At 61.3% G+C, this 26,598-nt stretch carries 29 protein-coding genes; 1 reads left to right on the forward strand and 28 read right to left on the reverse strand.

Features of this window, described 5'->3' with window-relative positions; translation table 11 throughout:
- Positions 1-2: 2 nt before the first annotated feature.
- The 21 genes from secY to rpsJ all read right to left on the reverse strand — a co-directional run bounded on the left by secY (position 3) and on the right by rpsJ (position 11,304).
- On the reverse strand, positions 3-1,313 hold the full coding sequence (gene secY, locus PJL15_RS08310) for a preprotein translocase subunit SecY (protein WP_144659427.1): 1,311 nt from the start codon (positions 1,311-1,313) through the stop codon (positions 3-5).
- Positions 1,314-1,500: 187 nt separating this feature from the next.
- Positions 1,501-1,983, reverse strand: a complete 483-nt coding sequence (gene rplO / locus PJL15_RS08315) for a 50S ribosomal protein L15 (protein ID WP_281450700.1) — start codon at positions 1,981-1,983, stop codon at positions 1,501-1,503.
- On the reverse strand, positions 1,983-2,189 hold the full coding sequence (gene rpmD / locus PJL15_RS08320; protein WP_018776677.1) for a 50S ribosomal protein L30: 207 nt from the start codon (positions 2,187-2,189) through the stop codon (positions 1,983-1,985). The genes rplO and rpmD overlap by 1 nt, the downstream gene beginning before the upstream one ends.
- Before the next feature lie 2 nt (positions 2,190-2,191).
- Positions 2,192-2,863: a 30S ribosomal protein S5 gene (gene rpsE, locus PJL15_RS08325; protein WP_026539813.1), complete on the reverse strand. Its 672-nt coding sequence runs from the start codon at positions 2,861-2,863 to the stop codon at positions 2,192-2,194.
- 29 nt (positions 2,864-2,892) lie between these two features.
- Positions 2,893-3,276 (reverse strand): 50S ribosomal protein L18, encoded by a 384-nt coding sequence (gene rplR, locus PJL15_RS08330; RefSeq protein WP_281450701.1) that lies wholly within the window; start codon positions 3,274-3,276, stop codon positions 2,893-2,895.
- Positions 3,277-3,279: 3 nt separating this feature from the next.
- Entirely contained in the window at positions 3,280-3,816 is a 537-nt protein-coding gene (gene rplF / locus PJL15_RS08335) for a 50S ribosomal protein L6 (protein ID WP_144659422.1), read from the reverse strand.
- A gap of 18 nt (positions 3,817-3,834) precedes the next feature.
- On the reverse strand, positions 3,835-4,233 hold the full coding sequence (gene rpsH, locus PJL15_RS08340; RefSeq protein WP_011775584.1) for a 30S ribosomal protein S8: 399 nt from the start codon (positions 4,231-4,233) through the stop codon (positions 3,835-3,837).
- A gap of 78 nt (positions 4,234-4,311) precedes the next feature.
- Positions 4,312-4,896: a 50S ribosomal protein L5 gene (gene rplE, locus PJL15_RS08345; protein ID WP_281450702.1), complete on the reverse strand. Its 585-nt coding sequence runs from the start codon at positions 4,894-4,896 to the stop codon at positions 4,312-4,314.
- Positions 4,896-5,255 (reverse strand): 50S ribosomal protein L24, encoded by a 360-nt coding sequence (gene rplX / locus PJL15_RS08350; RefSeq protein WP_167263523.1) that lies wholly within the window; start codon positions 5,253-5,255, stop codon positions 4,896-4,898. Before rplX ends, rplE begins: the two co-directional genes overlap by 1 nt.
- Before the next feature lie 3 nt (positions 5,256-5,258).
- On the reverse strand, positions 5,259-5,627 hold the full coding sequence (gene rplN / locus PJL15_RS08355) for a 50S ribosomal protein L14 (RefSeq protein WP_003803789.1): 369 nt from the start codon (positions 5,625-5,627) through the stop codon (positions 5,259-5,261).
- A 353-nt stretch (positions 5,628-5,980) separates the two neighbouring features.
- Positions 5,981-6,277 (reverse strand): 30S ribosomal protein S17, encoded by a 297-nt coding sequence (gene rpsQ, locus PJL15_RS08360; RefSeq protein ID WP_142938371.1) that lies wholly within the window; start codon positions 6,275-6,277, stop codon positions 5,981-5,983.
- Positions 6,274-6,594, reverse strand: coding sequence for a 50S ribosomal protein L29 (gene rpmC / locus PJL15_RS08365; RefSeq protein ID WP_014922387.1), 321 nt, complete (start codon positions 6,592-6,594; stop codon positions 6,274-6,276). The genes rpsQ and rpmC overlap by 4 nt, the downstream gene beginning before the upstream one ends.
- Positions 6,595-6,596: 2 nt before the next feature.
- Positions 6,597-7,013: a 50S ribosomal protein L16 gene (rplP, locus tag PJL15_RS08370; protein WP_003803795.1), complete on the reverse strand. Its 417-nt coding sequence runs from the start codon at positions 7,011-7,013 to the stop codon at positions 6,597-6,599.
- A complete protein-coding gene (gene rpsC, locus PJL15_RS08375; protein ID WP_281450703.1) occupies positions 7,014-7,835 on the reverse strand; it encodes a 30S ribosomal protein S3 in 822 nt (273 codons plus the stop codon).
- On the reverse strand, positions 7,836-8,201 hold the full coding sequence (gene rplV, locus PJL15_RS08380) for a 50S ribosomal protein L22 (RefSeq protein ID WP_281450704.1): 366 nt from the start codon (positions 8,199-8,201) through the stop codon (positions 7,836-7,838).
- 39 nt (positions 8,202-8,240) lie between these two features.
- Entirely contained in the window at positions 8,241-8,522 is a 282-nt protein-coding gene (rpsS, locus tag PJL15_RS08385; protein WP_011775591.1) for a 30S ribosomal protein S19, read from the reverse strand.
- Positions 8,523-8,534: 12 nt separating this feature from the next.
- A complete protein-coding gene (gene rplB, locus PJL15_RS08390) occupies positions 8,535-9,374 on the reverse strand; it encodes a 50S ribosomal protein L2 (protein ID WP_011775592.1) in 840 nt (279 codons plus the stop codon).
- Positions 9,375-9,403: 29 nt separating this feature from the next.
- Complete coding sequence (gene rplW / locus PJL15_RS08395; protein ID WP_011775593.1) at positions 9,404-9,709, reverse strand: 50S ribosomal protein L23; 306 nt, start codon at positions 9,707-9,709, stop codon at positions 9,404-9,406.
- The gene (gene rplD, locus PJL15_RS08400) at positions 9,706-10,323 is read right to left on the reverse strand and encodes a 50S ribosomal protein L4 (RefSeq protein WP_018776684.1); all 618 of its coding nucleotides are present in this window, start codon (positions 10,321-10,323) and stop codon (positions 9,706-9,708) included. The genes rplW and rplD overlap by 4 nt, the downstream gene beginning before the upstream one ends.
- Positions 10,324-10,327: 4 nt before the next feature.
- Complete coding sequence (gene rplC / locus PJL15_RS08405; RefSeq protein WP_018776685.1) at positions 10,328-10,978, reverse strand: 50S ribosomal protein L3; 651 nt, start codon at positions 10,976-10,978, stop codon at positions 10,328-10,330.
- A gap of 17 nt (positions 10,979-10,995) precedes the next feature.
- A complete protein-coding gene (rpsJ, locus tag PJL15_RS08410) occupies positions 10,996-11,304 on the reverse strand; it encodes a 30S ribosomal protein S10 (protein WP_003803825.1) in 309 nt (102 codons plus the stop codon).
- Positions 11,305-11,687: 383 nt separating this feature from the next.
- Between rpsJ and PJL15_RS08415 the strand changes: the two genes are divergently transcribed.
- Complete coding sequence (locus PJL15_RS08415; protein ID WP_281450705.1) at positions 11,688-13,121, forward strand: GH1 family beta-glucosidase; 1,434 nt, start codon at positions 11,688-11,690, stop codon at positions 13,119-13,121.
- A 58-nt stretch (positions 13,122-13,179) separates the two neighbouring features.
- On the opposite strand, the gene PJL15_RS08420 is transcribed toward PJL15_RS08415, so the two are convergent.
- The 7 genes from PJL15_RS08420 to PJL15_RS08450 all read right to left on the reverse strand — a co-directional run bounded on the left by PJL15_RS08420 (position 13,180) and on the right by PJL15_RS08450 (position 26,540).
- A complete protein-coding gene (locus PJL15_RS08420) occupies positions 13,180-13,305 on the reverse strand; it encodes a hypothetical protein (RefSeq protein ID WP_281450706.1) in 126 nt (41 codons plus the stop codon).
- Between the two features lie 28 nt (positions 13,306-13,333).
- Positions 13,334-17,602, reverse strand: a complete 4,269-nt coding sequence (locus PJL15_RS08425) for a hypothetical protein (RefSeq protein ID WP_281450707.1) — start codon at positions 17,600-17,602, stop codon at positions 13,334-13,336.
- 164 nt (positions 17,603-17,766) lie between these two features.
- Entirely contained in the window at positions 17,767-18,957 is a 1,191-nt protein-coding gene (gene tuf, locus PJL15_RS08430) for an elongation factor Tu (RefSeq protein WP_018776689.1), read from the reverse strand.
- A 231-nt stretch (positions 18,958-19,188) separates the two neighbouring features.
- The gene (gene fusA / locus PJL15_RS08435; RefSeq protein ID WP_281450708.1) at positions 19,189-21,303 is read right to left on the reverse strand and encodes an elongation factor G; all 2,115 of its coding nucleotides are present in this window, start codon (positions 21,301-21,303) and stop codon (positions 19,189-19,191) included.
- Between the two features lie 69 nt (positions 21,304-21,372).
- On the reverse strand, positions 21,373-21,843 hold the full coding sequence (rpsG, locus tag PJL15_RS08440; protein ID WP_003803829.1) for a 30S ribosomal protein S7: 471 nt from the start codon (positions 21,841-21,843) through the stop codon (positions 21,373-21,375).
- Position 21,844: 1 nt separating this feature from the next.
- The gene (gene rpsL, locus PJL15_RS08445) at positions 21,845-22,219 is read right to left on the reverse strand and encodes a 30S ribosomal protein S12 (RefSeq protein ID WP_009358312.1); all 375 of its coding nucleotides are present in this window, start codon (positions 22,217-22,219) and stop codon (positions 21,845-21,847) included.
- A gap of 421 nt (positions 22,220-22,640) precedes the next feature.
- Positions 22,641-26,540, reverse strand: coding sequence for a DNA-directed RNA polymerase subunit beta' (locus PJL15_RS08450; protein WP_281450709.1), 3,900 nt, complete (start codon positions 26,538-26,540; stop codon positions 22,641-22,643).
- Positions 26,541-26,598: the final 58 nt, after the last annotated feature.

A 26,598-nucleotide genomic window follows, 5' to 3' on the forward strand; every position in this document is an offset into this window, starting at 1 on the left:
CGTCATCGCAAAAGCCCTTCGTAGTGACGTTGTTGTAGCTGCGCATCAATCTGCTTGACGGTCTCCAGGCCAACACCCACCATGATCAGGATTGACGTGCCACCGAACGGGAAGTTCTGGTTGGCGTTGATCAGGACGAGTGCAACCAGCGGAATCAGCGCCACGAAGCCCAGGTAGAGGGCTCCCGGCAAAGTGATCCTGGAAAGCACGTACTGCAGGTAGTCCGCGGTCGGTTTACCCGCCCGGATGCCCGGAATGAACCCGCCGTACTTCTTCATGTTGTCCGACACTTCTTCAGGGTTGAAGGTGATGGCTACGTAGAAGTAGGTGAAGAACACGATCATGGCGAAGTAAAGCGCCATGTAGATGGGATGGTCGCCACGGGTGAGGTTGTTGTTGATCCACTCAACCCATGGAGCCATCTGCTCCCCTGGCTTCGGCTGGTTGAACTGCGAAATCAAGCCGGGCAGGTAAAGCATGGAGGAAGCGAAGATGACAGGCACGACGCCGGCCATGTTCACCTTGATGGGAATGTAGGTGCTGGTGCCGCCCACAGTGCGGCGACCGATCATGCGCTTGGCGTACTGCACCGGGACACGGCGCTGCGACTGCTCCACGAAGACCACGAGGGCAACGGTGAGAAGGCCGATGGCAAGAACGATGAAGAAGGTTCCCGGGCCCTTGGTCTCCCAGATGGAGCCGAGCGAGCGGGGGAAGCCTGCTGCGATGGAGGTGAAGATCAGCAGCGACATGCCGTTGCCGACACCGCGCTCGGTGACAAGCTCACCCATCCACATGATCAGGCCGGTGCCTGCTGTCAGCGTGATGATGATCAGGAGGGTGGTGATGATGCTCTCATCGGGAATGATCGGCAGGTTACAGCCGGGCAGCAATTGGCCGGACCGGGCCAGGGACACCAGGGTGGTGGCGTTCAGCAGGCCCAGGGCGATGGTGAGGTACCGGGTGTACTGCGTCAGCTTGGACTGTCCCGAGGAACCCTCTTCGTAGAGTTGCTGGAACCGGGGAATAACCACCCGGAGCAACTGCACGATGATGCTCGCCGTGATGTAGGGCATGATGCCCAGGGCAAAGATCGAGACCTGCAGCAACGCGCCGCCGCTGAACAAGTTCACCAGCTGGTAGATGCCCTGCGAGGTGTCACCGTTGTTCAAGCATTGCTGGACATTCTGGTAGTTCACACCAGGCGAGGGGATGAAAGCTCCCAAGCGGAAGATTGTGATGATTCCCAGCGTGAACAACAACTTGCGTCGCAAATCAGGCGTCCGAAACGCCCGGCCGAATGCGCTTAGCAAGCGTCCTCCTGAGTAGAAAGTACAAGGATGTGGTCGGGCTCAATGAAACCCAACAACCGAGTCTAACTGCTTGTGACGCCGTCGTAATAATCGAGAGTCCACAACCATCAAAAAAATCCCGGTATCCGGGGCCGAAGCCCCGCATACCGGGATTCTTTGTTACAGCGGGCTGATGTCCCACACAACCCTAGAGGGTGGTGGTGGATCCGCCTGCTGCAGCGATCTTTTCCGAAGCGCTGGAAGAGAATGCGTGTACGGTGACGTCAACCTTGACGGTGATGTCGCCGGTGCCGAGCACCTTCACGGGCTGGTTCTTGCGAACGGCGCCCTTTTCAACCAGTGATTCAACGGTGACGGTGCCACCTTCCGGGAACAGCTCGTTGAGCTTCTCCAGGTTTACAACCTGGAACTCAACCCGGAACGGGTTCTTGAAGCCGCGCAGCTTCGGCAGGCGCATGTGCAGCGGCAGCTGGCCGCCGGCAAAGCCAGCCTTTACCTGGTAGCGGGCCTTCGTACCCTTGGTACCGCGACCAGCGGTCTTACCCTTGGAGCCTTCACCACGACCAACACGGGTCTTGGCTGTCTTGGCACCCGGGGCGGGACGCAGGTGGTGGACCTTCAGAGTGTTCTGCTTCTCAGCAGTCTCTGCGGCGGTCTTGTTCTCTGCCATTACTTCGCCTCCTCTACATTCACGAGGTGCGGAACCGTGTTCAGCATTCCAACGGTCACAGCGTCGGCGGTACGGACAACGGTGTGTCCGATGCGCTTCAGGCCGAGGGACCGAAGGGTGGCGATCTGGTTCTGCTTGGCGCCAATGACGCCCTTGATCTGGGTGATCTCCAACTTGGCGTCGGAGGGAGTCAGGTTCTTAGCCATGACTAAACACCTGCCTTCTGGTTCTGGAGCGCGCGCACCAGAGCAGCAGGAGCAACCTCGTCCAGCGGCAGGCCACGGCGGGCAGCCACGGAAGCGGGCTCTTCGAGCTGCTTCAGAGCGGCAACGGTCGCGTGAACGATGTTGATCGCGTTGGAAGAACCGAGCGACTTGGAGAGGATGTCGTGGATACCCACGCACTCCAATACCGCGCGGACCGGACCACCGGCGATAACACCGGTACCGGCGGAAGCCGGACGCAGCAGGACAACGCCTGCAGCAGCCTCACCCTGCACGCGGTGCGGGATGGTGTTGCCAACGCGGGGAACGCGGAAGAAGGACTTCTTGGCCTCTTCTACGCCCTTTGCGATAGCAGCGGGAACTTCCTTGGCCTTGCCGTAGCCCACGCCAACCATGCCGTTGCCGTCACCGACGACGACCAGAGCGGTGAAGCTGAAGCGACGACCACCCTTGACCACCTTGGCAACGCGGTTGATGGTGACAACGCGCTCTACGAACTGGCTCTTCTCGGCTTCACGACCGCCGTCGCGGCCACCACGGCCACCACGGTCGCCGCGGCCCTGGCCACGGTCGCCACGCTCGCCACGACGTCCGCCACGGCGGTCATCGGCAGCGGGTGCGGTCTCAGTTGCTTCAGCAGCTACAGCTTCAGTCACCTGAATGTCCTTTTCGTTATTTTCAACGGTCACAGTGCCAGCCCACCTTCGCGAGCACCGTCAGCGACGGCGGCGATGCGGCCGTGGTACTTGTTACCGCCACGGTCGAAGACAACAGCTTCGACGCCTGCAGCCTTGGCACGCTCGGCAACGAGCTCGCCGACGCGCTTGGCCTTGGCAGTCTTGTCTCCGTCAAGTGCGCGAAGGTCAGCTTCCAGGGTGGAAGCGTAAGCCACGGTTACACCCTTGCTGTCATCGACAACCTGGACGAACATGTGGCGTGCCGAACGGTTGACGACCAGACGAGGACGTACAGCCGTACCGGTGATGCGCTTGCGGATACGAAGCTGGCGACGGTTGCGTGCAGCCGACTTGCTCTTGTTCGTGCGCTTCTTGTTAATTGCGATGGCCATGGTTTACTTACCAGCCTTTCCGACCTTGCGGCGGATGACTTCGCCGGCGTAACGGACACCCTTGCCCTTGTAGGGGTCGGGCTTGCGCAGCTTGCGAATGTTGGCAGCAACCTCGCCGACCTGCTGCTTGTTGATACCCGCAACAGAGAGCTTGGTCGGACCCTCTACTACGAAGGTGATGCCTTCGGGTGCAGAGACGTTAACCGGGTGGCTGAAGCCCAGAGCGAACTCCAGGTCAGAACCCTTTGCCTGAACGCGGTAACCGGTACCAACGATTTCAAGCTTCTTCTCGTAGCCCTCGGTAACGCCCTGGATCATGTTGGCGATCAGGGTGCGGGTCAGGCCGTGCAGCGAACGCGAGTTGCGCTCGTCGTTCGGGCGGGTGACCGTGAGAGTGTTCTCTTCCAGGGAGACCTCGATCGGGCTGGCCACAGTGTGGCTCAGCTCGCCTTTGGAACCCTTGACGCTGATGACGGAGCCATCGAGCTTGACCTCAACTCCGGCAGGAACGGTGATGGGGAGACGTCCAATACGTGACATTATTCTCTTCCTTTCCCGTTACCAGACGTACGCGAGGACTTCGCCGCCCACGCCCTTCTTGCCGGCCTGCTTGTCAGTCAGGAGGCCGGAAGAGGTGGACAGGATTGCGATACCCAGGCCACCCAGCACGTGAGGCAGGTTGGTGGACTTCGCGTAAACGCGGAGGCCCGGCTTGGAGATGCGGCGGACGCCAGCGATGGAACGCTCGCGGTTCGGACCGAACTTCAGGTCGATGGTCAGCTTCTTGCCAACCTCGGCGTCCTCTTCCTTCCAGCCGGCAATGTAGCCTTCTGCCTTCAGGATGTCGGCAACGCGTGCCTTCAGTTTGCTGTACGGCATGGACACGGTGTCGTGGTATGCCGAGTTTGCATTGCGCAGACGCGTGAGCATGTCTGCGACAGGATCTGTCATAGTCATTTGGGCTATAGCCCTTCCTCGTACCGGTTTCCGCTGCGCCGGCTCTTATGAGCCTGCGCGGACGGACCTGTCACGTAGTTAGTTTTCGGTCTTGAACGGGAAACCAAGCGCCTTGAGCAGCGCGCGGCCTTCGTCGTCGGTCTTGGCGGTGGTGACAACCGTGATGTCCATGCCGCGTACGCGGTCGATGGAGTCCTGGTCGATTTCGTGGAACATAACCTGCTCGGTCAGACCGAAGGTGTAGTTACCGTTACCGTCGAACTGCTTGCCGTTGAGGCCGCGGAAGTCACGGATACGCGGCAGTGCCAGCGAAACCAGACGATCCACGAATTCCCACATGCGGTCGCCACGCAGAGTTGCGTGTGCACCGATCGGCATGCCTTCGCGCAGCTTGAACTGTGCGATCGACTTGCGGGCCTTGGTTACCTGCGGCTTCTGGCCGGTGATCAGGGTGAGGTCGCGGACAGCGCCGTCGATCAGCTTGGAGTCCTTTGCGGCATCTCCAACACCCATGTTCACTACAACCTTCACCAGGCGGGGAACCTGGTTCACGTTCGCGTAGTTGAATTCGTCCTGCAGCGACTTCTTGATGGTCTCTGCATACTTGGTCTTCAGACGCGGAACGATCTTGTTGACGGTGGTCTCAGACAGTGTCTCACTCATCAGATGTCCTTCCCGGAGGCCTTGGACACGCGGATACGGACAGTCTTGGTGCGACCATCCTTCTCAACGGTGTCGAGACGGAAACCAACACGGGTCGGCTTCTTGGTGGACGGGTCTACCAAAGCCACGTTGGAAACGTGGATCGGGGCCTCAACGACCTCGATGCCACCGGTCTTGGTGCCGCGCTGCGACTGACCGACCTTGGTGTGCTTGGTGACGCGGTTGATTCCCTCTACCAGCACGCGGTTGGTGTCCGGGAATACGCGCAGGACCTTGCCCTGCTTGCCGCGGTCTCCGCCGCGTTCCTGCTTGGCGCCGGTGATGACCTGAACGAGGTCACCCTTCTTGATCTTAGCCATGGACTAAAGCACCTCCGGGGCCAGCGAAACGATCTTCATGAACTTCTTGTCGCGAAGTTCACGACCAACCGGGCCGAAGATACGGGTACCGCGGGGGTCACCGTCGTTCTTCAGGATCACAGCTGCGTTTTCGTCAAACTTGATGTAGGAACCATCCGCACGGCGGCGTTCCTTCTTGGTACGAACGATGACGGCCTTGACGACGTCACCCTTCTTTACGTTGCCGCCAGGGATAGCGTCCTTGACGGTGGCGACGATGACGTCGCCGATGCCTGCGTAGCGACGACCGGATCCACCGAGAACGCGAATGGTAAGGATTTCCTTAGCACCCGTGTTGTCGGCGACCTTGAGTCGCGACTCCTGCTGAATCAATTTCTACTCCTTGCGTCGCGCCGGTTCTCAGACCGAAATCATGCATACGGAATGAGCCTTGCGGAACGGTTGATCGGGGTGTCTCTTGACCTGCCTGGATTTTGCCAGAACAGGCCTAAACGCCCGTGCCACAAGCATCAGCTTCCCTTGCAGAAAACTCTGCGCGGGGCAGTATGCAGCGGCACGATTGTTTACGAGGTAGTGGACGACGCACAAGTGGCGCCATACAAACTCAATATCCTAGCACGTTTACGGCCAGTAACCGAAACAGGCAGGGAAGCGGAAAGGCCCGCATTCCATAGGGAATGCGGACCTTTCCAGTGAATCGTTGCCAGGCAAGCCCGGCGTCGGATTTACTTGGCCTTTTCGAGGATCTCCACCAGACGCCACCGCTTGGTAGCGGACAGCGGGCGGGTCTCAGAGATGAGAACGAGGTCGCCGATGCCGGCGGTGTTCTCTTCGTCATGAGCCTTGACCTTCGAGGTGCGGCGAATAACCTTGCCGTACAGAGCGTGCTTTACGCGGTCTTCAACCTGAACAACGATGGTCTTTTCCATCTTGTCAGAGACAACGTAGCCGCGACGCGTCTTACGGTAACCGCGCTGTTCAGCGCTGGCTGCTGCTTCCGTCACAGTTTCCTTCTCGCTCACTTGGCGTCCTCTCCAGCTTCAACCTCGGCCTTTTCAGCCTTGGCAGCCTTCTTGGACTTCTTTTCTTCCTTGGCTTCCACAACCGGTGCGGCAACCTCGGCACGAATGCCCAGCTCGCGCTCACGGAGAACGGTGTAGATGCGTGCGATGTCCTTCTTTACCGCGCGCAGGCGACCGTGGTTCTCCAGCTGTCCGGTGGCGGACTGGAAACGCAGGTTGAACAGCTCTTCCTTGGACTTGCGGAGTTCTTCAACGAGACGCTCGTTGTCGAAACCGTCCAGCTGTGCGGGTGCGAGATCCTTCGACCCTACTGCCATTTCTATTCACCACCTTCGCGACGCACAATGCGTGCCTTCAACGGCAGCTTGTGGATTGCCAGGCGCAGGGCCTCGCGAGCTACCTCTTCATTGACACCGGAGAGTTCGAAGAGAACCCGGCCCGGCTTGACGTTTGCGACCCACCATTCCGGAGAACCCTTACCGGAACCCATACGGGTTTCAGCAGGCTTCTTCGTCAGCGGACGGTCCGGGTAGATGTTGATCCAGACCTTACCGCCACGCTTGATGTGGCGGGTCATCGCGATACGAGCGGACTCGATCTGACGGTTGGTAACGTATGCCGGGCTCAGGGCCTGGATACCGTACTCACCGAAGCTGACCTTGGTGCCGCCCGTAGCAGCGCCGGAACGACCCGGGTGGTGCTGCTTACGGTGCTTGACTCGACGTGGGATAAGCATTTAAGCCTGTCCTCCTTCTGCTGCGGGAGCAGCAGCTTCAGCGGCCAGTGCTTCAACGGCAGCAGGTGCTGCCTCAGCTGCCGGACGGTCGTTACGACGACGGCGGTCGCCACCCGGGCGGCCCGGACGGTCTCCTGCACGGCCACGGGACGGAGCAGCAGCTGCCTGCTGAGCCAGTTCCTTGGCGGTTACGTCACCCTTGTAGATCCAAACCTTCACACCGATACGGCCGAAGGTGGTCTTGGCTTCGTAGAAGCCGTAGTCGATGTTCGCGCGGAGGGTGTGCAGGGGCACACGGCCTTCGCGGTAGAACTCCGAGCGGGACATTTCTGCGCCACCCAGACGGCCCGAGCAAGCAACACGGATACCCTTGGCACCCGCACGCTGTGCGGACTGCATTGCCTTCTTCATCGCACGGCGGAAAGCCACGCGGGAAGTCAGCTGCTCAGCGATGCCCTGGGCAACAAGCTGTGCTTCCATCTCGGGGTTCTTGACCTCGAGGATGTTCAGCTGAACCTGCTTGCCGGTGAGCTTTTCGAGCTCGCCGCGGATGCGGTCTGCTTCGGCGCCGCGGCGGCCGATAACGATACCCGGGCGTGCCGTGTGGATATCCACGCGGACACGATCGCGGGTGCGCTCGATCTCAACCTTGGCGATGCCGGCGCGCTCCATGCCGGTGGACATGAGCTGACGGATCTTGATGTCCTCGCGGACGAAGTCCTTGTAGCGCTGTCCGGGCTTGGTGCTGTCAGCGAACCAGTGCGAAACGTGGTCGGTGGTGATGCCGAGTCGGAACCCGTGCGGGTTTACTTTCTGTCCCACTTAGCGAGCCTCCTCTTTCTCCGGGGTTGCCACGACCAAGGTGATGTGGCTGGTCCGCTTCCTGATGCGGTAGGCGCGGCCTTGGGCACGCGGCTGGAACCGCTTCATGGTCGGGCCTTCATCAACGAATGCTTCGCTGATGAACAGGTCGCTGTCGTCGAACGCAACGCCGTCACGGTCCGCGAGGACACGTGCGTTGGCGATTGCCGACTGAAGTACCTTGAATACCGGCTCCGAAGCTGCCTGGGGGGCAAACTTCAGAATTGCCAGAGCCTCATTCGCTTGCTTACCACGAACAAGGTTGACGACGCGCCGGGCCTTCATAGGCGTTACGCGGATGTGACGCGCAATAGCCTTGGCTTCCATTGCTTTCCTTCTCTCGTCTAAGACGTAAAGTCAGGCGCCTTAGCGGCGCTTGCCCTTACGGTCGTCCTTAACATGGCCGCGGAATGTCCGCGTGGGAGCGAATTCGCCGAGCTTGTGCCCGACCATCGACTCAGTGACAAACACCGGGATGTGCTTGCGTCCGTCGTGTACGGCGATCGTGTGCCCGAGCATGTCGGGGATGATCATCGAACGACGGGACCAGGTCTTGATGACGTTCTTGGTGCCCTTATCGTTTTCCCGTGCGACCTTCACAAAGAGGTGCTGGTCAACGAAAGGACCTTTTTTCAGGCTGCGTGGCATGTGTCCAGGCTCCTATCGCTTGTTCTTGCCAGTACGGCGGCGACGAACAATAAGCTTGTCGCTCTCTTTGTTCGGACGGCGGGTACGGCCCTCAGGCTTGCCGTTCGGGTTAACCGGGTGACGTCCACCGGAAGTCTTACCTTCACCACCACCGTGCGGGTGGTCAACCGGGTTCATGGCTACACCACGGACGGTCGGGCGAACGCCCTTCCAGCGCATGCGGCCGGCCTTGCCCCAGTTGATGTTCGACTGCTCGGCGTTGCCGACCTCGCCGACGGTTGCGCGGCAGCGCACGTCAACGTTGCGGATTTCACCGGAGGGCAGACGCAGCTGGGCGAAACGGCCTTCCTTGGCAACGAGCTGTACCGAAGCACCTGCGGAACGAGCCATCTTGGCGCCGCCACCCGGACGCAGTTCAACTGCGTGGATTACGGTACCAACCGGGATGTTGCGCAGCGGCAGGTTGTTGCCCGGCTTGATGTCAGCGTCGGGACCAGCCTCGACGAAGTCACCCTGGGACAGCTTGTTGGGGGCGATGATGTAACGCTTGGTGCCATCAACGTAGTGCAGGAGTGCGATGCGAGCCGTGCGGTTCGGGTCGTACTCGATTTCGGCAACGCGGGCGTTGATGCCGTCCTTGTCGTGACGACGGAAGTCGATCAGACGGTACTGGCGCTTGTGCCCACCACCCTTGTGACGGGTGGTGATCTTACCGGAGTTGTTACGGCCGCCAGTCTTGTGCAGCGGACGCAGCAACGACTTTTCCGGAGTCGATCGCGTGATTTCAGCAAAGTCGGCTACGCTCGAGCCACGACGGCCCGGGGTAGTCGGCTTGTATTTACGGATTCCCATAATTTATTTCCTCGTTAAAGTGGTCTCCGCTACGCGAGCGGACCGCCGAAGATGTCGATTGTGCCTTCTTTGAGGGTGACAATTGCACGCTTGGTGCTCTTGCGCTGTCCCCAGCCGAATTTGGTGCGCTTGCGCTTACCGGCACGGTTGATGGTGTTGATCGAGTCAACTTTGACCGAGAAGATCTTCTCAACGGCCAGCTTGATCTCGGTCTTGTTCGAGCGAGGGTCCACCAGGAAGGTGTACTTGCCTTCGTCGATCAGACCGTAGCTCTTTTCCGAAACAACGGGTGCAAGCACGACGTCGCGCGGATCCTTGATGGTGGTTACGCTCACTTGGAGGCCTCCTCGTTCTTTGCCTTGTCAGCGACGAACGCCTCGAAAGCAGCCTTGGTGAAGACCACGTCGTCGGAGATGAGCACGTCGTAGGTGTTCAGCTGGTCTGCGTACAGAACGTGAACATCCTGGAGGTTGCGCACGGAAAGTGCAGCAACATCGTTGGCGCGCTCGATAACGACGAGCAGGTTCTTGCGCTCGGTGACGGAGCGCAGCGAAGCCAGTGCGTCCTTGGCGGACGGCTTGGTGCCGGCTACCAGTTCAGCGATGACGTGGATGCGGCCGTTGCGGGCGCGGTCAGACAGGGCGCCGCGGAGTGCAGCAGCCTTCATCTTCTTGGGGGTGCGCTGGCTGTAGTCACGAGGTGTCGGACCGTGGACAACGCCACCGCCGGTCATGTGAGGAGCACGGATTGAACCCTGACGGGCGCGGCCGGTGCCCTTCTGCTTGAACGGCTTGCGACCTGCACCGGAAACCTCGGCGCGGGTCTTCGTCTTGTGAGTACCCTGGCGAGCAGCAGCGAGCTGTGCGACGACGACCTGGTGCAGCAGCGGCACGTTGGTCTGGACGTCGAAGATCTCTGCAGGCAGGTCTACCTTGACAGTGCTAGTCATTGAACTAGGCTCCCTTCACGGCGGTGCGTACGAGTACGACCTGGCCGCGGGCACCGGGGACGGCACCCTTGATAAGGAGCAGCGACTTCTCAACGTCAACAGCGTGAACCGTGAGGTTCAGCGTGGTGTGACGCTCGGCGCCCATGCGGCCGGCCATTTTCAGGCCCTTGAAGACGCGGCTCGGGGTGGATGCGCCACCGATGGAGCCAGGCTTACGGTGGTTCTTGTGGGCACCGTGGGAAGCGCCAACGCCGTGGAAGCCGTGACGCTTCATAACACCGGCGAAGCCCTTACCCTTGGAGGTGCCGACGACGTCGATCTTCTGGCCGGCTTCGAAGATCTCAACAGAGAGCTCCTGGCCCAGCTCGTAGGATGCGGCGTCTGCGGTACGCAGTTCGACGACGTGGCGGCGAGGGGTGACGCCAGCCTTTTCAAAGTGACCAGCCAGCGGCTTGGTGACCTTGCGGGGGTCGATCTGGCCGTAGCCGATCTGGACGGCGACATAGCCATCGACATCTGCGTTGCGCAGCTGCGTGATGACGTTGGAGTCAGCCTGGACGACAGTTACCGGGATGAGCTTGTTGTTCTCGTCCCAGACCTGGGTCATGCCGAGCTTCGTGCCCAGCAGGCCCTTTACGTTACGGGTTGCGGTCATAGTCTCTCAGCACCTCCCTAGAGCTTGATTTCGATGTTCACGTCTGCAGGCAGGTCGAGACGCATAAGCGAGTCAACGGCCTTCGGCGTGGGGTCGATGATGTCGATCAGACGCTTGTGAGTACGCATTTCGAAGTGCTCACGGCTGTCCTTGTACTTGTGAGGAGAGCGAATAACGCAGTAAACGTTCTTCTCCGTGGGCAGCGGCACCGGGCCGACTACCGTTGCGCCTGCGCGCGTGACCGTCTCAACGATCTTCCGCGCTGAAACATCAATGACCTCGTGGTCATATGACTTCAGCCGGATGCGGATTTTTTGTCCCGCCATGTCGCCTGACTCTCTTTCAGCTAGTGCTGCTCTAGTTAGGGCTGCTCTGTTTACTTACCTGTTGATGTGGCCGCCGAGGCGTTTGAGGTTTTACCACCACACGCCGCACAAGCTGAATCCGGATATTCCGGGTTCCTCAACCTGCCGGCGCACCGACCCCCGCGGTCGGGCGTGTCGCGATTTCCACGCAGACTCGACCGCATTCCATGGGGTTCAGGGTTATGTTTGGGCTTCAACCTGGACCCTGACACCCGGCATTATCCGGATCGGGACACGAAGAAGCGCTTGAACAACTCATCCAGTATGGCGGAAATCCGGAGCAAAGGCCAATCGACCGCGGAATGGCCATTGCCCGGCCCCCGCCAACTGTGGATGATGGTGGCATGTCCGTCCAGGATTCAGGCTCAGTGGAAGATCTCGCTGCACGTCTGCGGCCTGGTTTCACGCTGGGGGTAGCAGCTGCCGCCTTCCAGATCGAGGGTTCCCTGACTGCTGACGGACGTGGCCCGTCCGTCTGGGACGCCTTTGCGGAGAAGCCCGGAGCAATTGTCGACGGCGGCTCCCCCGCCGTGGCGTGCGACCATTACAACCGCGCCGATGAAGACATCGCCCTGATGCAGGAGCTCGGCGTCGATTCCTACCGGTTCTCGTTGTCGTGGCCAAGGATCCAACCTGATGGCCAAGGCGCGATCAACCAGCGTGGCCTGGACTTCTACGATCGGCTCCTGGACAAGCTGCTGGCTGCCGGTATCTCCCCCATGGTCACCCTCTATCACTGGGATACTCCGCTCCCCCTGGAACACGCGGGCGGCTGGATGAACAGGGACACCTCCCAACGGCTGGCGGAGTATGCCGCAGTGGCCGGCCGTCGGTTCGGTGACCGGGTGGACCATTGGGTCACGGTGAACGAACCCGTCTCGGTGACGCTGCAAGGCTACGCCTTGGGGGCGCATGCACCTGGCCGCCAACTTCTGTTCGACAGCCTTCCCGCCGCACACCACCAGTTGCTGGGCCATGGACTGGCGGTCAAGGCACTCAGGGCCGAGGGGGTCAAAGGGAAGATCGGCGTATCCAACATGCACTCCCCCGTGGAGCCGGCAAGCAACCGGCTCTCGGACCGCCTGATGGCAGAGGCCCTTGACCTGATCCTGAATCGCATTTACGCCGACGCAGTCCTTTTGGGCCAATACCCCAAGCCGTCAATTCCCCTTTGGCCCTGGTTTCGTTCCCTGGGTCCGGTGTTCGACGGCGACCTCCAGACCATCAGTCAGCCCCTGGATTTCTACGGCCTGAACTACTACTACCCCATCAAGGTTGCCTCCGGGCGGGGTCCGGCGGAGATCCCTACAGGGCAGGCCGAGGAGATGGGCAACGTCCCGTTCCATCTTGCTGCCTACCAGGAGTACGAGACCACGGGCTTCGGCTGGCCCGAGGCACCCGGGCAACTCGCCACTTTGCTGCAACAGATGAAACAGCGGTATGGGGATGCTTTGCCCCCTGTCTTTATCACCGAGGGAGGTGCCAGCTTTCCGGAGCCGGCCCATGTTGAGGGAACCTTCCCGGACACCAACCGCATCACGTACCTGGCTGAGCACCTCGGCCACGCCGTGACGGCGACCGGCCCGGGCGGCGAGGCAGAGGGAGTGGATCTGCGCGGTTATTACGTGTGGACGTTGCTGGATAACTTCGAGTGGGCAGCGGGCTACTCACAACGTTTCGGACTTGTGCATGTGGACTTCGAGACTTTGGAACGGACTCCGAAGGAATCGTTCTACTGGCTGCGGGCATTGGCGCACGCGCGTGAGCGGGAGATGTAGCCCAAGTGCGTTAAATCGCCCGCGCGCATTGCAGAAGCCCGCTTGCCGCCTCCGCAGCCTACTGGTTCTTGTTGGCACGCCTGATGCGCTTGGCCCTGTCGATCTCTTGCCGGAAGTTCTTGCGCCCCCACAGCACCGCGCCACCAATGGCAGCAATGACTGCCAGGAAAATCAGGAATTCCACACTGCGCTCCTCTTCGTAGAAGTCAACCCTATCGGATGCCACCATAGCCCTGCGAGGGTGCCGGGTCACTGGATTCGTCGCTGTGGTCCTGATTGCCGGGCCCGGCGGGTGGCTTTCGGTTCAGCCTCCAAACAGCCAGCACAATGAGGCCCACGGCTACAAGCGCCAACATCGCGAAGGCGTACGTCCGAAGCGCCCACATGATGCTCAGCACCACGCCCACGGCACCCCAGCCCACCAGCACCCGTTCCGCCAGGACCAGCCCCGCGGCAAGCAGCACCACGTGTGCCACCAGCACATAGAGTTGCTGCCCTGCAGTTCCACCAAAAATGGTTCCCAATGACGTCAGGGACAGTATCCCTGCACCTACGCAGAGGCGCAGCAGGCCTTCGCGGCGTTGGCCCCTGAAATAGCGCAACCCTGCTATAACAGCAGCTGCGACAACGTACCATTGCACAGTCCAAAACCAATGGGGCCAAAACCACTCGGGCCAGAACCAGTCAGTCCTGGCAGCGCCAACAAACAGCAGTGCCCGCTGCAGGGCCGCAACGGCCAGGACGCCCGCGACTTCCCCGGCCAGCCACTTTCCCCGGGGAACCTCGGCCACCACCAAAGCGCCGGCGGCTGCTACCAGCACAAAGGCAACCAAAGCAGTCTCATCGTGGATCATCCCAACGACTGCCGCAGACGCCAGCCCGGCCGCCGCGGTCACAGCCAAGGAATTCCGACGCCAAACCTCGCTCCGAACTGCCACCGGCCCGAACATCTTCACTGCATACAAAACTGCTCCCGCCCCGGCGGCCCCCAGGAGCCACACTGCGTATTGTGCCCACACGCCCGACGGCAGATTGCGGAGCAAACCCTCGACGGCGGGCACGGCACCCAACAGCGCCAATGGTGCGGCAGCTGCGTAGAGACGAGACAGGCCTTCCACATGTGAGGCGGAAAACAGGACAGCTGCCAGCACCAGGGCCGACAAACCAGTCAGGGCGTAGTCCACGGGCAGGGTCAGGAGGCCGCCAGTGAGCACGAAAGCCAGCGAGGACGCAAGCCAGAACCAGCGTTCCAAGGACTGCAGGGCAACGGAGCCGGATTGCAGGGATTCTGGCGGGGCAGATTGGAGCGCGGCGGATCCCGGCGTGGCGGATTGCAGTGGGGCGGGTCGTGGTGGAAAGGCAATCCGGATGACCACCATTGATACGGCGAGTCCAAGCAAGACGACAGGAACCTGCGAGTCATTCAAGAGAGGCCGGGAGAGCCGTGTGGCCGTGGGGAAACGCAAGGCCGGTCCTGTGGCGATCACCAATGCGCCGATCGCAACCGCACCCAGGTACTGGGAACCACGGATCCCCAGGAACCGCCAAGCAAACGCCGCCGCTATCGGGACGAAGCCCAAACCTGCCATGACCACCCAACGGCCACCGCCGTCGTAATCCCGCGCAAAACCGTCCCCCAACAAGAGGTAGGCGCCGGGAAGCAGCAGTTGGGCGAACAAAGCGGCCCACGTCGTCGCCTGCTGGAAGGCAACATCAACATGGCGACGACGCAGGGACAGCGTCAGCACATGCTGGAGCATCAAGAGTACTGCCACCACCATGGTCACTGCGGCCGCTGAGTCCGTGACGTCCGCAACCACTACCGTGATGAAGGCCGAACCCAGGACGCGCAGCCCCACAAGATACCCGCCACGTATGCGGGAGTCGCGCACCAAGCCCGCCATCACCGCGCTGCAGCAGGCAAAGATGCCAAGGAGGACCTCGACGTCGCGCACGTTTCCGAATCGCAGGGGCAGAAGCAGCAGCAATGCTGCTGGAGCAAACGCCCAAGCACCCGGGCGATAACGGAGGGCAAGGGTGCATGCCACGGCGGCGACGGCGGTCGCAACCGCTGCGGTCCCCGGCTGCCAACTCCCTCTCGGAAGCCATCCACCAACAGTCGCGCCGAGCGTAAGGACTGTGGCGGCACCCGCCATGACGGCCATCAAAACAGCGGCCTCGATAACGGAAGCCCGCGGAAACCGGCCTTGAACTCGGCCGGACAGGGGAAACGCCAATTGCGCGACTGCTACGGCTGCTGCAAGAAGCGGAACACCGGGGATCTCCCCCGCAATGTGCGGGCTCCAGCCCCCATGCAAGGCGTCCACGTAAGCGGAGGCGATCAGCAAACTTCCTGCAGCGCGTGCAAGCCACCAGTAGCTTTGACGATGATAGAGCGCCGTAATCCGCAGTGCAGTGGCACCAAAATAAGCGACCGCAACCAGGAGCACTATGTTCGCCAAGGTCAGCGAGACGGCACTGGCAGCAACGGCACCTGCAACCACGGCAGTTACGGGAGGCAGGACTTCTGCCGTGTTCAGGGACCAGGTTGCTTGGTGCAGTGAACCCTTGGTGGGGCTCAACAGCAACATCCCGGAGGCAACCCCGGCGATCAAGACCAGGACAACCGCCACAGAAACCGTTGGGCGGCCGGCAGCGTGGTCAACGACGGGCAGCAACAGAAGCACAGCCATTCCGGCGCCAGCGAACGCAGCCGCAGTCACCTGCGGTGCCACGAGCCGGACACCGCTTCGGAACAGCACCGCGCTGGCCACTTCCTGAACCCCCGCCGCCGCCACCAGTGACAGCAGGGCAAAGGCAAACCTGTCCGGGCTGCCCTCGAAGATGGCCGCCACGAGGATTGGCGCAGCAGCCGTCAGGGCAATACGGGCTGCGAGCACCAACTGCTGCCGGTAAACCGCTGGCGAAAGAACGGCCATCAGGAACCAGTAGCAGCCGGTGGTCCCCGTTACCAACGCAACAGGCCATGCGCCCAGCAGGAATGCCAAGGCCAGGCCCACCCCCACCGCGGCGGCGGGGGCAAAGAGCATGGCTGCTCCGGCAGAAACGGGGCCCCGCCCCAGCCTCCAGCCCAACACCATCGCGGTCAGCAGGGTGACATAGAGCGGAACTTGGACCGGAAGATCAAAGTCACCGATCCCCAGGACTGCGGTCAGCACGGCAGAGGACGCAAGTTGCAGGCCCCAGCACGCCACGGCGTCGCTCCACCACAGCCGGGGAGCCAACCGATTGCCCCCGAACGCGACGCCCAGCGATTGGACACCGAGGCAGACCACGGCCGCCATAAGTAGGGCGCTGACATCGGCAGTGACATCCCACACCAGCCCAAGGAGGGCCAAGGTCAGCGCAGCCCGTGCCGCATAGAAATGCTGAAGCCTGTACCGGGCCTGGGGCACCAGGACCATCACCGAGAAGTAACTGCCGCACATGAGCATGACCAGGGCATACTCACCCCTGGACAACAGGTTGGGAGTGATGGTCACGGCCAAGGCCACGAGGGGAACAACATAGGGGTGTAGCAGCATCAGGGGCCGGACATACAGCGGAGGTATCCACCGGGGCCTCAGCATCGCCCCCAATGTCAGGAGTATGGCCACACCGATCAGGGCCGTGAAATACCAGACCAGCGCTCCGCCAAGGATGGAGACTCCGGACCAGGCAGTGGAAACGACGAAGCTGAGGGACAAGAAGGCCAGGATCTTGTTGTCCAGCCTTACCGCCGTGTAGGCGTACAGGATGGTTCCCAGCAAGGACGTGACCAGCCACGCAGCAGCACCGTTGTGAATCACGAAGCTATACATGGCCAGGCCTGTAACCGGAATGAGGGCCAGTCCGGTGCCGACAAAAGCTATTGCTGCCGGCCGCAATCGTTGGATCTTCGCGTGGATAACCAATCCCGAAACATAGAACATGGCCGTGATGAACCAGATGCCCCCGAAACGGAACAGTTCCGGCAGGCTGGTTCCCACAAACAGTGCACCCGCGGCAACCAACAGAAGGCTGGCGACATAGAGGGTGATGTTGATGTTCTGCTGATCGCGCTTGGCCTTTCGGGCTGCCACCTCCGCAGGTGTCTCGCGCACCAACTGAGGCACCTGTGACGGTTGAGCAACAGGAGGAACAGCCACACTCGGGACAAATGCAGACGAAGCTACGGTTGTCAGCGGTGTCGGCGCGATCGGTACGGCGGCCTGCCGCGCGGGTGCCCAAGGTACCGCCGGACCGGCAGGGTTAACAGAGGCGCTGCGGACCTGTGGTGGGCTGCTCCCCCGGAGCTTGGTCTCGGCGTCGCGCCAACCAGCAACGTGACCGGCCAGGAAGCCGGCCTGGTAAGCCTGTGGGTCCGCCATTCCGGAATGAGCGTTGTCGCGGGGTGCCGCCCTGCGCCCCTGGCTCCGGCCTACGAGAATGCCAACCACTGCGGCTATGGCGAGAAGCATTACGATCAGCAGGGCATTCACGGCAACTCCTTGATGTCACTGGTATTGGCACTGGAGAGGCATCGCACAGTTTTATCCAGTCGATAGATAAATTATAGCAAAGAAGAACCCCACCGCCGAAGCGATGGGGTTCTTCCAAGCAAACTACCGGCTGGGCCGGGAGATCACCGATCTACAAGTAATGACTACTTGATGATCTTGGTGACACGTCCCGAACCAACGGTGCGGCCGCCTTCGCGGATAGCGAAGCCGAGGCCCTCTTCCATAGCGATCGGCTGGATGAGCGCAACGGTCATCTCAGTGTTGTCGCCAGGCATAACCATTTCCGTGCCTTCCGGCAGGGTGATAACGCCGGTTACGTCCGTGGTACGGAAGTAGAACTGCGGGCGGTAGTTGGAGTAGAACGGGTTGTGACGTCCGCCTTCGTCCTTGGAGAGGATGTAGACGTTAGCCTCGAAGTCGGTGTGCGGGGTGATGGAACCCGGCTTGACGACAACCTGGCCACGCTCGACATCGTCGCGCTTGAGACCGCGGAGCAGGAGGCCACAGTTCTCGCCGGCCCATGCTTCGTCGAGCTGCTTGTGGAACATCTCGATACCGGTAACCGTGGTCTTCTGGATCGGGCGGATGCCAACGATCTCGACCTCGGAGTTGATGGCGAGGGTTCCACGCTCGGCGCGGCCCGTAACAACGGTGCCACGGCCGGTGATCGTGAAGACGTCTTCGATCGGCATCAGGAACGGCTTGTCGCGGTCACGTACGGGGTCCGGAACGGACTCGTCGACAGCTGCCATCAGGTCCTGGACGGACTTGACCCAAACCGGGTCGCCTTCCAGAGCCTTGAGACCGGAAACGCGAACAACCGGAGCCTCATCGCCATCGAAGCCCTGCGAGCTCAGGAGCTCACGAACTTCCATTTCGACGAGGTCGAGGAGTTCTTCGTCATCAACCATGTCGGACTTGTTCAGTGCGACCAGCAGGTAGGGAACACCAACCTGGCGGGCGAGCAGAACGTGCTCACGGGTCTGAGCCATCGGACCATCGGTTGCGGCAACCACGAGGATTGCGCCGTCCATCTGGGCAGCACCGGTGATCATGTTCTTGATGTAGTCAGCGTGACCGGGGGCGTCTACGTGTGCGTAGTGGCGCTTCTCGGTCTGGTACTCCACGTGGGAGATGTTGATGGTAATACCGCGCTGGCGCTCTTCCGGAGCGGAGTCGATCGACGCGAAGTCGCGCTGCTCGTTGAGATCCGGGTACTGGTCGTACAGCACCTTGGAAATGGCGGCAGTCAGCGTCGTCTTACCGTGGTCAACGTGACCAATGGTGCCGATGTTGACGTGCGGCTTAGTCCGCTCGAACTTTGCCTTTGCCACAGGTTCCTCCTAGAACGATTTCAAGTGAAGTGCTCCTCGGCCGCGCTTTTCGCGGCAGAAACTTTAGCAAGTCTACTTGGGGGCTTGGTTTTGGTGAAATTGCAGATTCAGGAACCAATGATAGTTCCTAGAGCCTGTTTGCGCAGGGGCCGGGCTGCGGCTCTCGCCACAGCCCCGCCTCATGCGCTTAGATGCCTTCCCGATACCGGAATTGCATCCGTTACCGGGAGATTACTCGCCGCGGGTTTTCTGGATGATCTCGTCGGCTACTGCCTTCGGGACCTCCGCGTAGCTGTTGAACGTCATGGAGTACACGGCGCGACCCTGGGTCTTGGACCGCAGGTCACCGATGTAGCCGAACATGCCGGACAGCGGAACGTGTGCACGGATAACCTTCACACCTGCTGCGTCCTCCATGGACTGCATCTGGCCACGGCGGGCGTTCAGGTCACCAATAACATCACCCATGTATTCCTCAGGTGTGCGGACCTCAACATCCATCAGCGGTTCAAGCAGAACAGGGTTCGCCTTGCGTGCAGCTTCCTTGAAAGCCATACGTCCGGCGATCTTGAACGCCATTTCCGAGGAGTCAACATCGTGGGACGCGCCGTCAATCAGCGTGGCCTTGATGCCGACAACCGGGTAACCGGCCAGGACGCCGTCGTTCAGTGCATCCTGGATACCGGCGTCAACAGACGGGATGTACTCGCGCGGAACGCGGCCACCAGTGACCTTGTTCTCGAACTCGTACAGTTCGCCCGAAGAGGTGTCCATCGGTTCGATCGCAATCTGGATCTTTGCGAACTGACCCGAACCACCGGTCTGCTTCTTGTGCGTGTAGTCATGACGCTCGACTGCGCGCTTGATGGTTTCGCGGTAAGCAACCTGCGGCTTGCCGACGTTTGCCTCGACCTTGAATTCGCGGCGCATGCGGTCCACCAGGATGTCCAGGTGAAGCTCGCCCATGCCGGCGATGATGGTCTGGCCCGTGTCTTCGTTGAGGGAGACCTGGAAGGTCGGGTCCTCAGCGGAGAGCTTCTGGATGGCCGTGGAGAGCTTCTCCTGGTCACCCTTGGTGTTGGGCTCGATGGCAACCGAGATCACGGGCTCCGGGAAGCTCATGGACTCGAGGACGATCTGGTTGTTGGAGTCGCACAGGGTGTCGCCCGTGGTGGTGTCCTTCAGACCGATGGCTGCGTAGATGTGGCCGGCGGTAGCGCCCTCAACAGGCATTTCCTTGTTGGCGTGCATCTGGAACAGCTTGCCGATACGTTCCTTCTTGCCCTTGGTGGAGTTGACCACCTGGGCGCCGGCCTCAACGTGACCGGAGTACACGCGGACGAAGGTCAGCTGACCGAAGAACGGGTGCGCAGCAATCTTGAAGGCGAGGGCCGAGAACGGCTCGTCTGCAGAGGGCTTACGGGTGAGTTCCTTCTCTTCGTCGCGGGGATCGTGACCGATCATCGGCGGGACGTCGAGCGGGTTCGGCAGGAAGTCGACAACAGCGTCAAGCATCGGCTGTACGCCGCGGTTCTTGAAGGCAGAGCCACAGAACACGGGGTACAGCTCGGAGTTGATGGTCATCTTGCGGATGCCGGCCTTCAGTTCCTCAAGGGTGAGTTCTTCACCTTCGAGGTACTTCTCCATCAGTTCTTCGGAAGCCTCGGCCACAGTCTCAACGAGCTGCGCACGGTACTCTTCGGCCTTGGCCTGGAGGTCCGCCGGGATTTCCTGCACTTCGTAGGAAGCGCCCATGGTGACGTCACCCTTTGCGTCGCCAGGCCAAACCAGGGCGCGCATTTCGAGGAGGTCAACCACACCGATGAAGTCGTTCTCGGCACCGATCGGCAGCTGCATGACCAGCGGCTTGGCACCAAGGCGGGAGATGATGGTGTCTACGGTGAAGTAGAAGTCCGCACCCAGCTTGTCCATCTTGTTGACGAAGCAGATACGCGGCACGTTGTACTTGTCAGCCTGGCGCCAAACAGTCTCAGACTGCGGCTCCACGCCTTCCTTGCCGTCGAACACTGCGACTGCGCCGTCGAGGACACGCAGTGAGCGCTCAACCTCGACCGTGAAGTCCACGTGGCCCGGGGTATCGATGATGTTGATCTGGTTCTGGTTCCAGAAGCAAGTCACGGCGGCAGACGTGATGGTGATGCCGCGTTCCTTTTCCTGTTCCATCCAGTCAGTCGTCGAGGCGCCGTCGTGCGTCTCGCCGATCTTGTGGTTCACACCCGTGTAGAACAGGATGCGCTCGGTAGTGGTGGTCTTGCCGGCATCGATGTGGGCCATGATGCCGATATTGCGGACCTTGTTAAGGTCGGTAAGCACGTCCTGTGCCACGGGGTCTCCCTTTCGGATGGACTACACGTCCGCCGCCGGCTCGGTGGAGCCGGCGGCGTTCGGGAAGTTTTACCAGCGGTAGTGTGCGAAGGCCTTGTTCGACTCGGCCATCTTGTGGGTGTCTTCGCGACGCTTGACAGCGGCACCGAGACCGTTCGAGGCATCCAGGATTTCGTTCTGGAGGCGCTCGGTCATGGTCTTCTCCCGGCGGGCCTTGGAGTAGCCCACGAGCCAACGCAGAGCGAGGGCGGTGGAGCGGCCCGGCTTGACCTCAACCGGAACCTGGTAGGTGGCGCCACCAACGCGGCGTGAACGCACCTCGAGGGAAGGCTTGACGTTGTCCATGGCCTTCTTGAGTGCGGCAACGGGGTCGCCGCCGGACTTGGCACGTGCACCTTCGAGTGCGCCGTAAACGATGCGCTCTGCGGTGGACTTCTTGCCGTCAACCAGAACCTTGTTGATCAGCTGAGTGACCAACGGGGAGCCGTAAACGGGATCGGAAACTAGCGGCCGCTTCGGGGCCGGACCCTTGCGAGGCATATTACTTCTTCTCCATCTTTGCGCCGTAACGGCTGCGGGCCTGCTTGCGGTTCTTGACACCCTGGGTGTCGAGTGCGCCGCGGACGATCTTGTAGCGGACACCCGGAAGGTCCTTCACACGACCACCACGAACGAGCACGATGGAGTGCTCCTGGAGGTTGTGGCCAACACCGGGGATGTAAGCGGTAACTTCCACGCCACCGTTGAGGCGTACACGTGCCACCTTACGAAGAGCCGAGTTCGGCTTCTTGGGGGTGGTGGTGTAAACGCGGGTGCAAACACCGCGGCGCATCGGGCTGCCCTTCAGCGCGGGAGCCTTGGTCTTGGAGACCTTCGGCGTGCGGCCCTTGCGGACCAGCTGGTTAATCGTAGGCACTTTCGTGTTCTCCGTTGTTTGATCTCTGCTCCCACACACAGGCACCAGCCTGCGTAAACGTGGGAACTTTGGCGTTGCTCGTGCAGCCGGCCGAAACTCCGGTAGGCGTGCAAAAGTGCGGCATTCGTTGCGCATGTTGCCCGCAACCCGGAAACAGGCTCCACCCAGCACCATGAGAACAAAACCAAAATGATGCTGCGGCGGCCTTCATCCACTGCCACACAGAACAATTACCAAAAGTCTAGCACGGCTTGATCTAGCGCCTTAATCGGGTGTATGGAGGGCGACGGCGGCAGCCGGGTGCCGCCGTCGTCCTTCACTCCCCCGGGCCCACCGCGCGGAAGGCGCCTTTAACGGGTCAGGCCCCGCACTCACGAGTGCGGGGCCTGACCGTTCAGTCATTGACTACTGCCGAAGAATTTCAGCGGAAGTCGTTGCCGAGGTCGTAGTCATCCAGCGGGATGGCGTGGAACTCGGGAGCACCGTCGCCACCCAGGGCGTCATAGGAGAAGTCGGTGAAAGCGCTGGGGCCCGTGAACAGGCTTGCCTTCGCTTCTTCCGTCGGCTCCACAGTGACCTCTGTGTAGCGGGGCAGGCCCGTACCAGCCGGGATGAGCTTACCGATGATGACGTTTTCCTTCAGGCCGAGCAGGGGATCGCTCTTGCCTTCCATGGCCGCCTGCGTCAGGACGCGGGTGGTTTCCTGGAAGGAAGCGGCCGACAGCCAGGACTCGGTAGCCAAGGAAGCCTTGGTGATACCCATGAGTTCCGGACGACCCGAAGCCGGGGCCTTGCCCTCGGACACGACGCGGCGGTTCTCGTCCTCGAAGCGGGCGCGCTCTGCAAGCTCACCGGGGAGCAAGTCGGAGTCGCCGGACTCGATGACGGTCACGCGGCGCAGCATCTGGCGGACGATAACCTCGACGTGCTTGTCGTGGATACCAATACCCTGGCTGCGGTACACGCCCTGCACTTCGTCCACGAGGAACTTCTGTGCGGCACGCGGGCCCATGATGCGCAGAACCTGCTTCGGGTCCACCGGACCGTTGATCAGCTTCTGGCCGACGCTGACGTGCTCGCCATCTTCGATGAGGAGGCGTGAACGGCGCAGTACCGGGTAGGCGATCTCTTCGGAACCATCGTCCGGAGTGATCACCAGGCGCATCTGGCGCTCGGACTCTTCGATGGTGATGCGGCCGGCTGCTTCAGCAATCGGTGCGACACCCTTCGGAGTACGGGCTTCGAAGAGCTCCTGGATACGGGGCAGACCCTGGGTGATGTCGTCGCCACCACCGGCGGAAACAGCACCACCGGTGTGGAACGTACGCATGGTCAGCTGGGTACCGGGTTCACCGATCGACTGTGCGGCGATGATGCCCACGGCCTCGCCGATGTCAACGGTCTTGCCAGTGGCCAGCGAACGGCCGTAGCAAAGCGCACAGGTGCCGACCTTGGACTCACAGGTGAGTACGGAGCGGACCTTGACCTCGGTGATGCCTGCGGCCAGCAGCTGGTCGATGACGACGTCGCCGCAGTCGGTGCCGCCGGCAGCCAGGACGTTGCCCTGGGCATCGACGACGTCGACAGCCAGCGTACGTGCGTAGGCGCTGTTCTCGACGTTCTCGTCCAGGACGAGCTCACCGTTGGAATCCGGCACGGCGATCGGGGTGACCAGACCGCGCTCAGTGCCACAGTCCTCTTCACGGACGATGACGTCCTGCGAAACGTCCACCAGACGACGGGTCAGGTAACCCGAGTTGGCGGTACGCAGAGCGGTATCGGCCAGACCCTTACGGGCACCGTGCGTGGCGATGAAGTATTCCAGAACCGACAGGCCCTCACGGTAGGAGGACTTGATCGGGCGGGGAATGATCTCACCCTTCGGGTTGGCCACAAGACCACGGATACCCGCGATCTGGCGGACCTGCATCCAGTTACCACGTGCACCGGAGGACACCATGCGGTTGATGGTGTTCATCGGGGACAGGCTGTCGCGCATCGCCTGGGCGATCTCGTTGGTTGCCTTGTTCCAGATCTCGATCAGTTCCTGGCGACGCTCGTCGTCGTCGATCAGGCCCTTGTCGTACTGGCCCTGGATCTTGGCAGCCATGTTCTCGTAACCAGCCAGGATGGCGGGCTTGGAAGTCGGCACCTCGATGTCGGAGATGGCAACCGTGACACCCGAACGGGTGGCCCAGTAGAAGCCGGCATCTTTCAGGTTGTCCAGCGTTGCCGCGGTAACAACCTTCGGGTAGCGCTCTGCGAGGTCGTTGACGATCCGGGACAGTTCGCCCTTGTCCGCAACAGCCTCAACCCAGGGGTAGTCCTCAGGCAGGGTCTGGTTGAAGATGACCTGGCCGAGGGAGGTCTCGACGAGAGCCGGCTGACCGGGCTCCCAACCTTCCGGAGCTTCCCATCCAGCGAACGGCACGAAGTCGTCCAGGCGGATCTTGACCTGGGAGTTCAGGTGCAGCTCACGGGCGTCGTACGCCATGATTGCTTCCGAAACCGAGGAGAAGATGCGGCCTTCGCCGGCGGAGCCGACGCGCTTGGTGGTCAGGTGGTACAGACCGATGATCATATCCTGCGAAGGCAGGGTCACCGGGCGGCCATCCGAGGGCTTCAGGATGTTGTTGGAGGACAGCATCAGGATGCGGGCTTCGGCCTGGGCTTCCGGGCTCAGCGGCAGGTGGACTGCCATCTGGTCGCCGTCGAAGTCAGCGTTGAAGGCGCCACAAACCAGCGGGTGAAGCTGGATTGCCTTGCCTTCAACAAGCTGCGGTTCGAAGGCCTGGATGCCGAGGCGGTGCAGGGTAGGTGCACGGTTGAGCAGCACCGGGTGTTCGGTGATGATCTCTTCCAGCACGTCCCAAACCTGCGGACGGTAGCGCTCGACCATGCGCTTGGCCGACTTGATGTTCTGTGCGTGGTTGAGGTCAACCAGGCGCTTCATCACGAACGGCTTGAAGAGCTCCAGGGCCATCTGCTTGGGCAGACCACACTGGTGCAGCTTCAACTGCGGGCCGACGACGATAACCGAACGGCCGGAGTAGTCGACGCGCTTGCCGAGCAGGTTCTGGCGGAAACGACCCTGCTTGCCCTTGAGCATGTCGCTCAGGGACTTCAGGGGACGGTTGCCCGGACCCGTGACGGGGCGGCCACGACGACCGTTGTCGAAGAGGCTGTCAACAGCTTCCTGAAGCATGCGCTTCTCGTTGTTGACGATGATCTCCGGAGCACCCAGGTCAAGCAGGCGCTTGAGGCGGTTGTTGCGGTTGATCACACGACGGTAGAGGTCGTTGAGGTCGGAGGTCGCGAAGCGGCCACCGTCCAACTGGACCATCGGGCGCAGTTCCGGCGGGATCACCGGGACGGCGTCCAGGACCATGCCGAGCGGGCTGTTGTTGGTGGTCAGGAATGCGTTGACAACCTTCAGGCGCTTCAGGGCACGCGTCTTGCGCTGGCCCTTGCCGTTCTGGATGGTGTCGCGCAAGGACTCAGCCTCAGCCTGCATGTCGAAGGTTTCGAGGCGCTTCTTGATCGCTTCGGCACCCATGGAGCCCTCGAAGTACAGACCGTAGCGGTCGCGCAGTTCGCGGTAGAGGCCTTCGTCGCCTTCAAGGTCAGCGACCTTGAGGTTCTTGAAGCGGTCCCAGACCTGCTCAAGGCGCTCGATGTCGGCGTCGGCACGCTTGCGGACGTTCGCCATCTGGCGGTCAGCGGAGTCGCGGGCCTTCTTCTTGTCGGCAGCCTTGGCGCCTTCGCCTTCAAGACGGGCAAGCTCGTCTTCAAGGTCGCGGGCGATCGTTGCGATGTCGCTGTCGCGGTTGTCGATCATCTGCTTCTTCTCGAGGTCGTGCTCAACCTGGAGGTTCGGCAGTTCGGCGTGACGGCTTTCGGTGTCAACGCTGGTGATCATGTAAGCAGCGAAGTAGATGACCTTTTCAAGGTCCTTCGGTGCCAGGTCCAAAAGGTAGCCCAAGCGCGAGGGAACGCCCTTGAAGTACCAGATGTGGGTTACAGGCGCAGCCAGTTCGATGTGGCCCATGCGCTCACGGCGCACCTTGGCGCGGGTGACTTCAACGCCACAACGCTCGCAAATGATGCCCTTGAAGCGGACGCGCTTGTACTTGCCGCAGTAGCATTCCCAGTCGCGGGACGGGCCGAAGATCTTCTCGCAGAAGAGGCCGTCCTTCTCGGGCTTGAGTGTGCGGTAGTTGATGGTTTCCGGCTTCTTGACCTCACCGTAAGACCAGCCACGGATGTCTTCCGCGGTGGCGAGGCCGATCTGCATGAGGCCGAAGGAGGATTCGCTGGACATATGGTCCCTGTTCTCTCTTGTTCTCTAAATTCTGAAGTCTTGGTTACGGGAAGAGGGA

Source organism: Paenarthrobacter nitroguajacolicus, assembly GCF_029952445.1.
Taxonomy (GTDB): domain Bacteria; phylum Actinomycetota; class Actinomycetes; order Actinomycetales; family Micrococcaceae; genus Arthrobacter; species Arthrobacter nitroguajacolicus_B.

Excerpts from the sequence above, each read along its gene's own strand:
- rplO (WP_281450700.1), bottom strand. The coding sequence starts at position 1,983 with ATGGCAGAGAACAAGACCGCCGCAGAGACTGCTGAGAAGCAGAACACT.
- rpmD (WP_018776677.1), bottom strand. The coding sequence starts at position 2,189 with ATGGCTAAGAACCTGACTCCCTCCGACGCCAAGTTGGAGATCACCCAG.
- rplR (WP_281450701.1), bottom strand. The coding sequence starts at position 3,276 with ATGGCCATCGCAATTAACAAGAAGCGCACGAACAAGAGCAAGTCGGCT.
- rplF (WP_144659422.1), bottom strand. The coding sequence starts at position 3,816 with ATGTCACGTATTGGACGTCTCCCCATCACCGTTCCTGCCGGAGTTGAG.
- rpsH (WP_011775584.1), bottom strand. The coding sequence starts at position 4,233 with ATGACTATGACAGATCCTGTCGCAGACATGCTCACGCGTCTGCGCAAT.
- rplE (WP_281450702.1), bottom strand. The coding sequence starts at position 4,896 with ATGAGTGAGACACTGTCTGAGACCACCGTCAACAAGATCGTTCCGCGT.
- rplX (WP_167263523.1), bottom strand. The coding sequence starts at position 5,255 with ATGGCTAAGATCAAGAAGGGTGACCTCGTTCAGGTCATCACCGGCGCC.
- rpmC (WP_014922387.1), bottom strand. The coding sequence starts at position 6,594 with ATGGCAGTAGGGTCGAAGGATCTCGCACCCGCACAGCTGGACGGTTTC.
- rplP (WP_003803795.1), bottom strand. The coding sequence starts at position 7,013 with ATGCTTATCCCACGTCGAGTCAAGCACCGTAAGCAGCACCACCCGGGT.
- rplV (WP_281450704.1), bottom strand. The coding sequence starts at position 8,201 with ATGGAAGCCAAGGCTATTGCGCGTCACATCCGCGTAACGCCTATGAAG.
- rpsS (WP_011775591.1), bottom strand. The coding sequence starts at position 8,522 with ATGCCACGCAGCCTGAAAAAAGGTCCTTTCGTTGACCAGCACCTCTTT.
- rplB (WP_011775592.1), bottom strand. The coding sequence starts at position 9,374 with ATGGGAATCCGTAAATACAAGCCGACTACCCCGGGCCGTCGTGGCTCG.
- rplD (WP_018776684.1), bottom strand. The coding sequence starts at position 10,323 with ATGACTAGCACTGTCAAGGTAGACCTGCCTGCAGAGATCTTCGACGTC.
- rplC (WP_018776685.1), bottom strand. The coding sequence starts at position 10,978 with ATGACCGCAACCCGTAACGTAAAGGGCCTGCTGGGCACGAAGCTCGGC.
- rpsJ (WP_003803825.1), bottom strand. The coding sequence starts at position 11,304 with ATGGCGGGACAAAAAATCCGCATCCGGCTGAAGTCATATGACCACGAG.
- PJL15_RS08415 (WP_281450705.1), top strand. The coding sequence starts at position 11,688 with ATGTCCGTCCAGGATTCAGGCTCAGTGGAAGATCTCGCTGCACGTCTG.
- rpsG (WP_003803829.1), bottom strand. The coding sequence starts at position 21,843 with ATGCCTCGCAAGGGTCCGGCCCCGAAGCGGCCGCTAGTTTCCGATCCC.
- PJL15_RS08450 (WP_281450709.1), bottom strand. The coding sequence starts at position 26,540 with ATGTCCAGCGAATCCTCCTTCGGCCTCATGCAGATCGGCCTCGCCACC.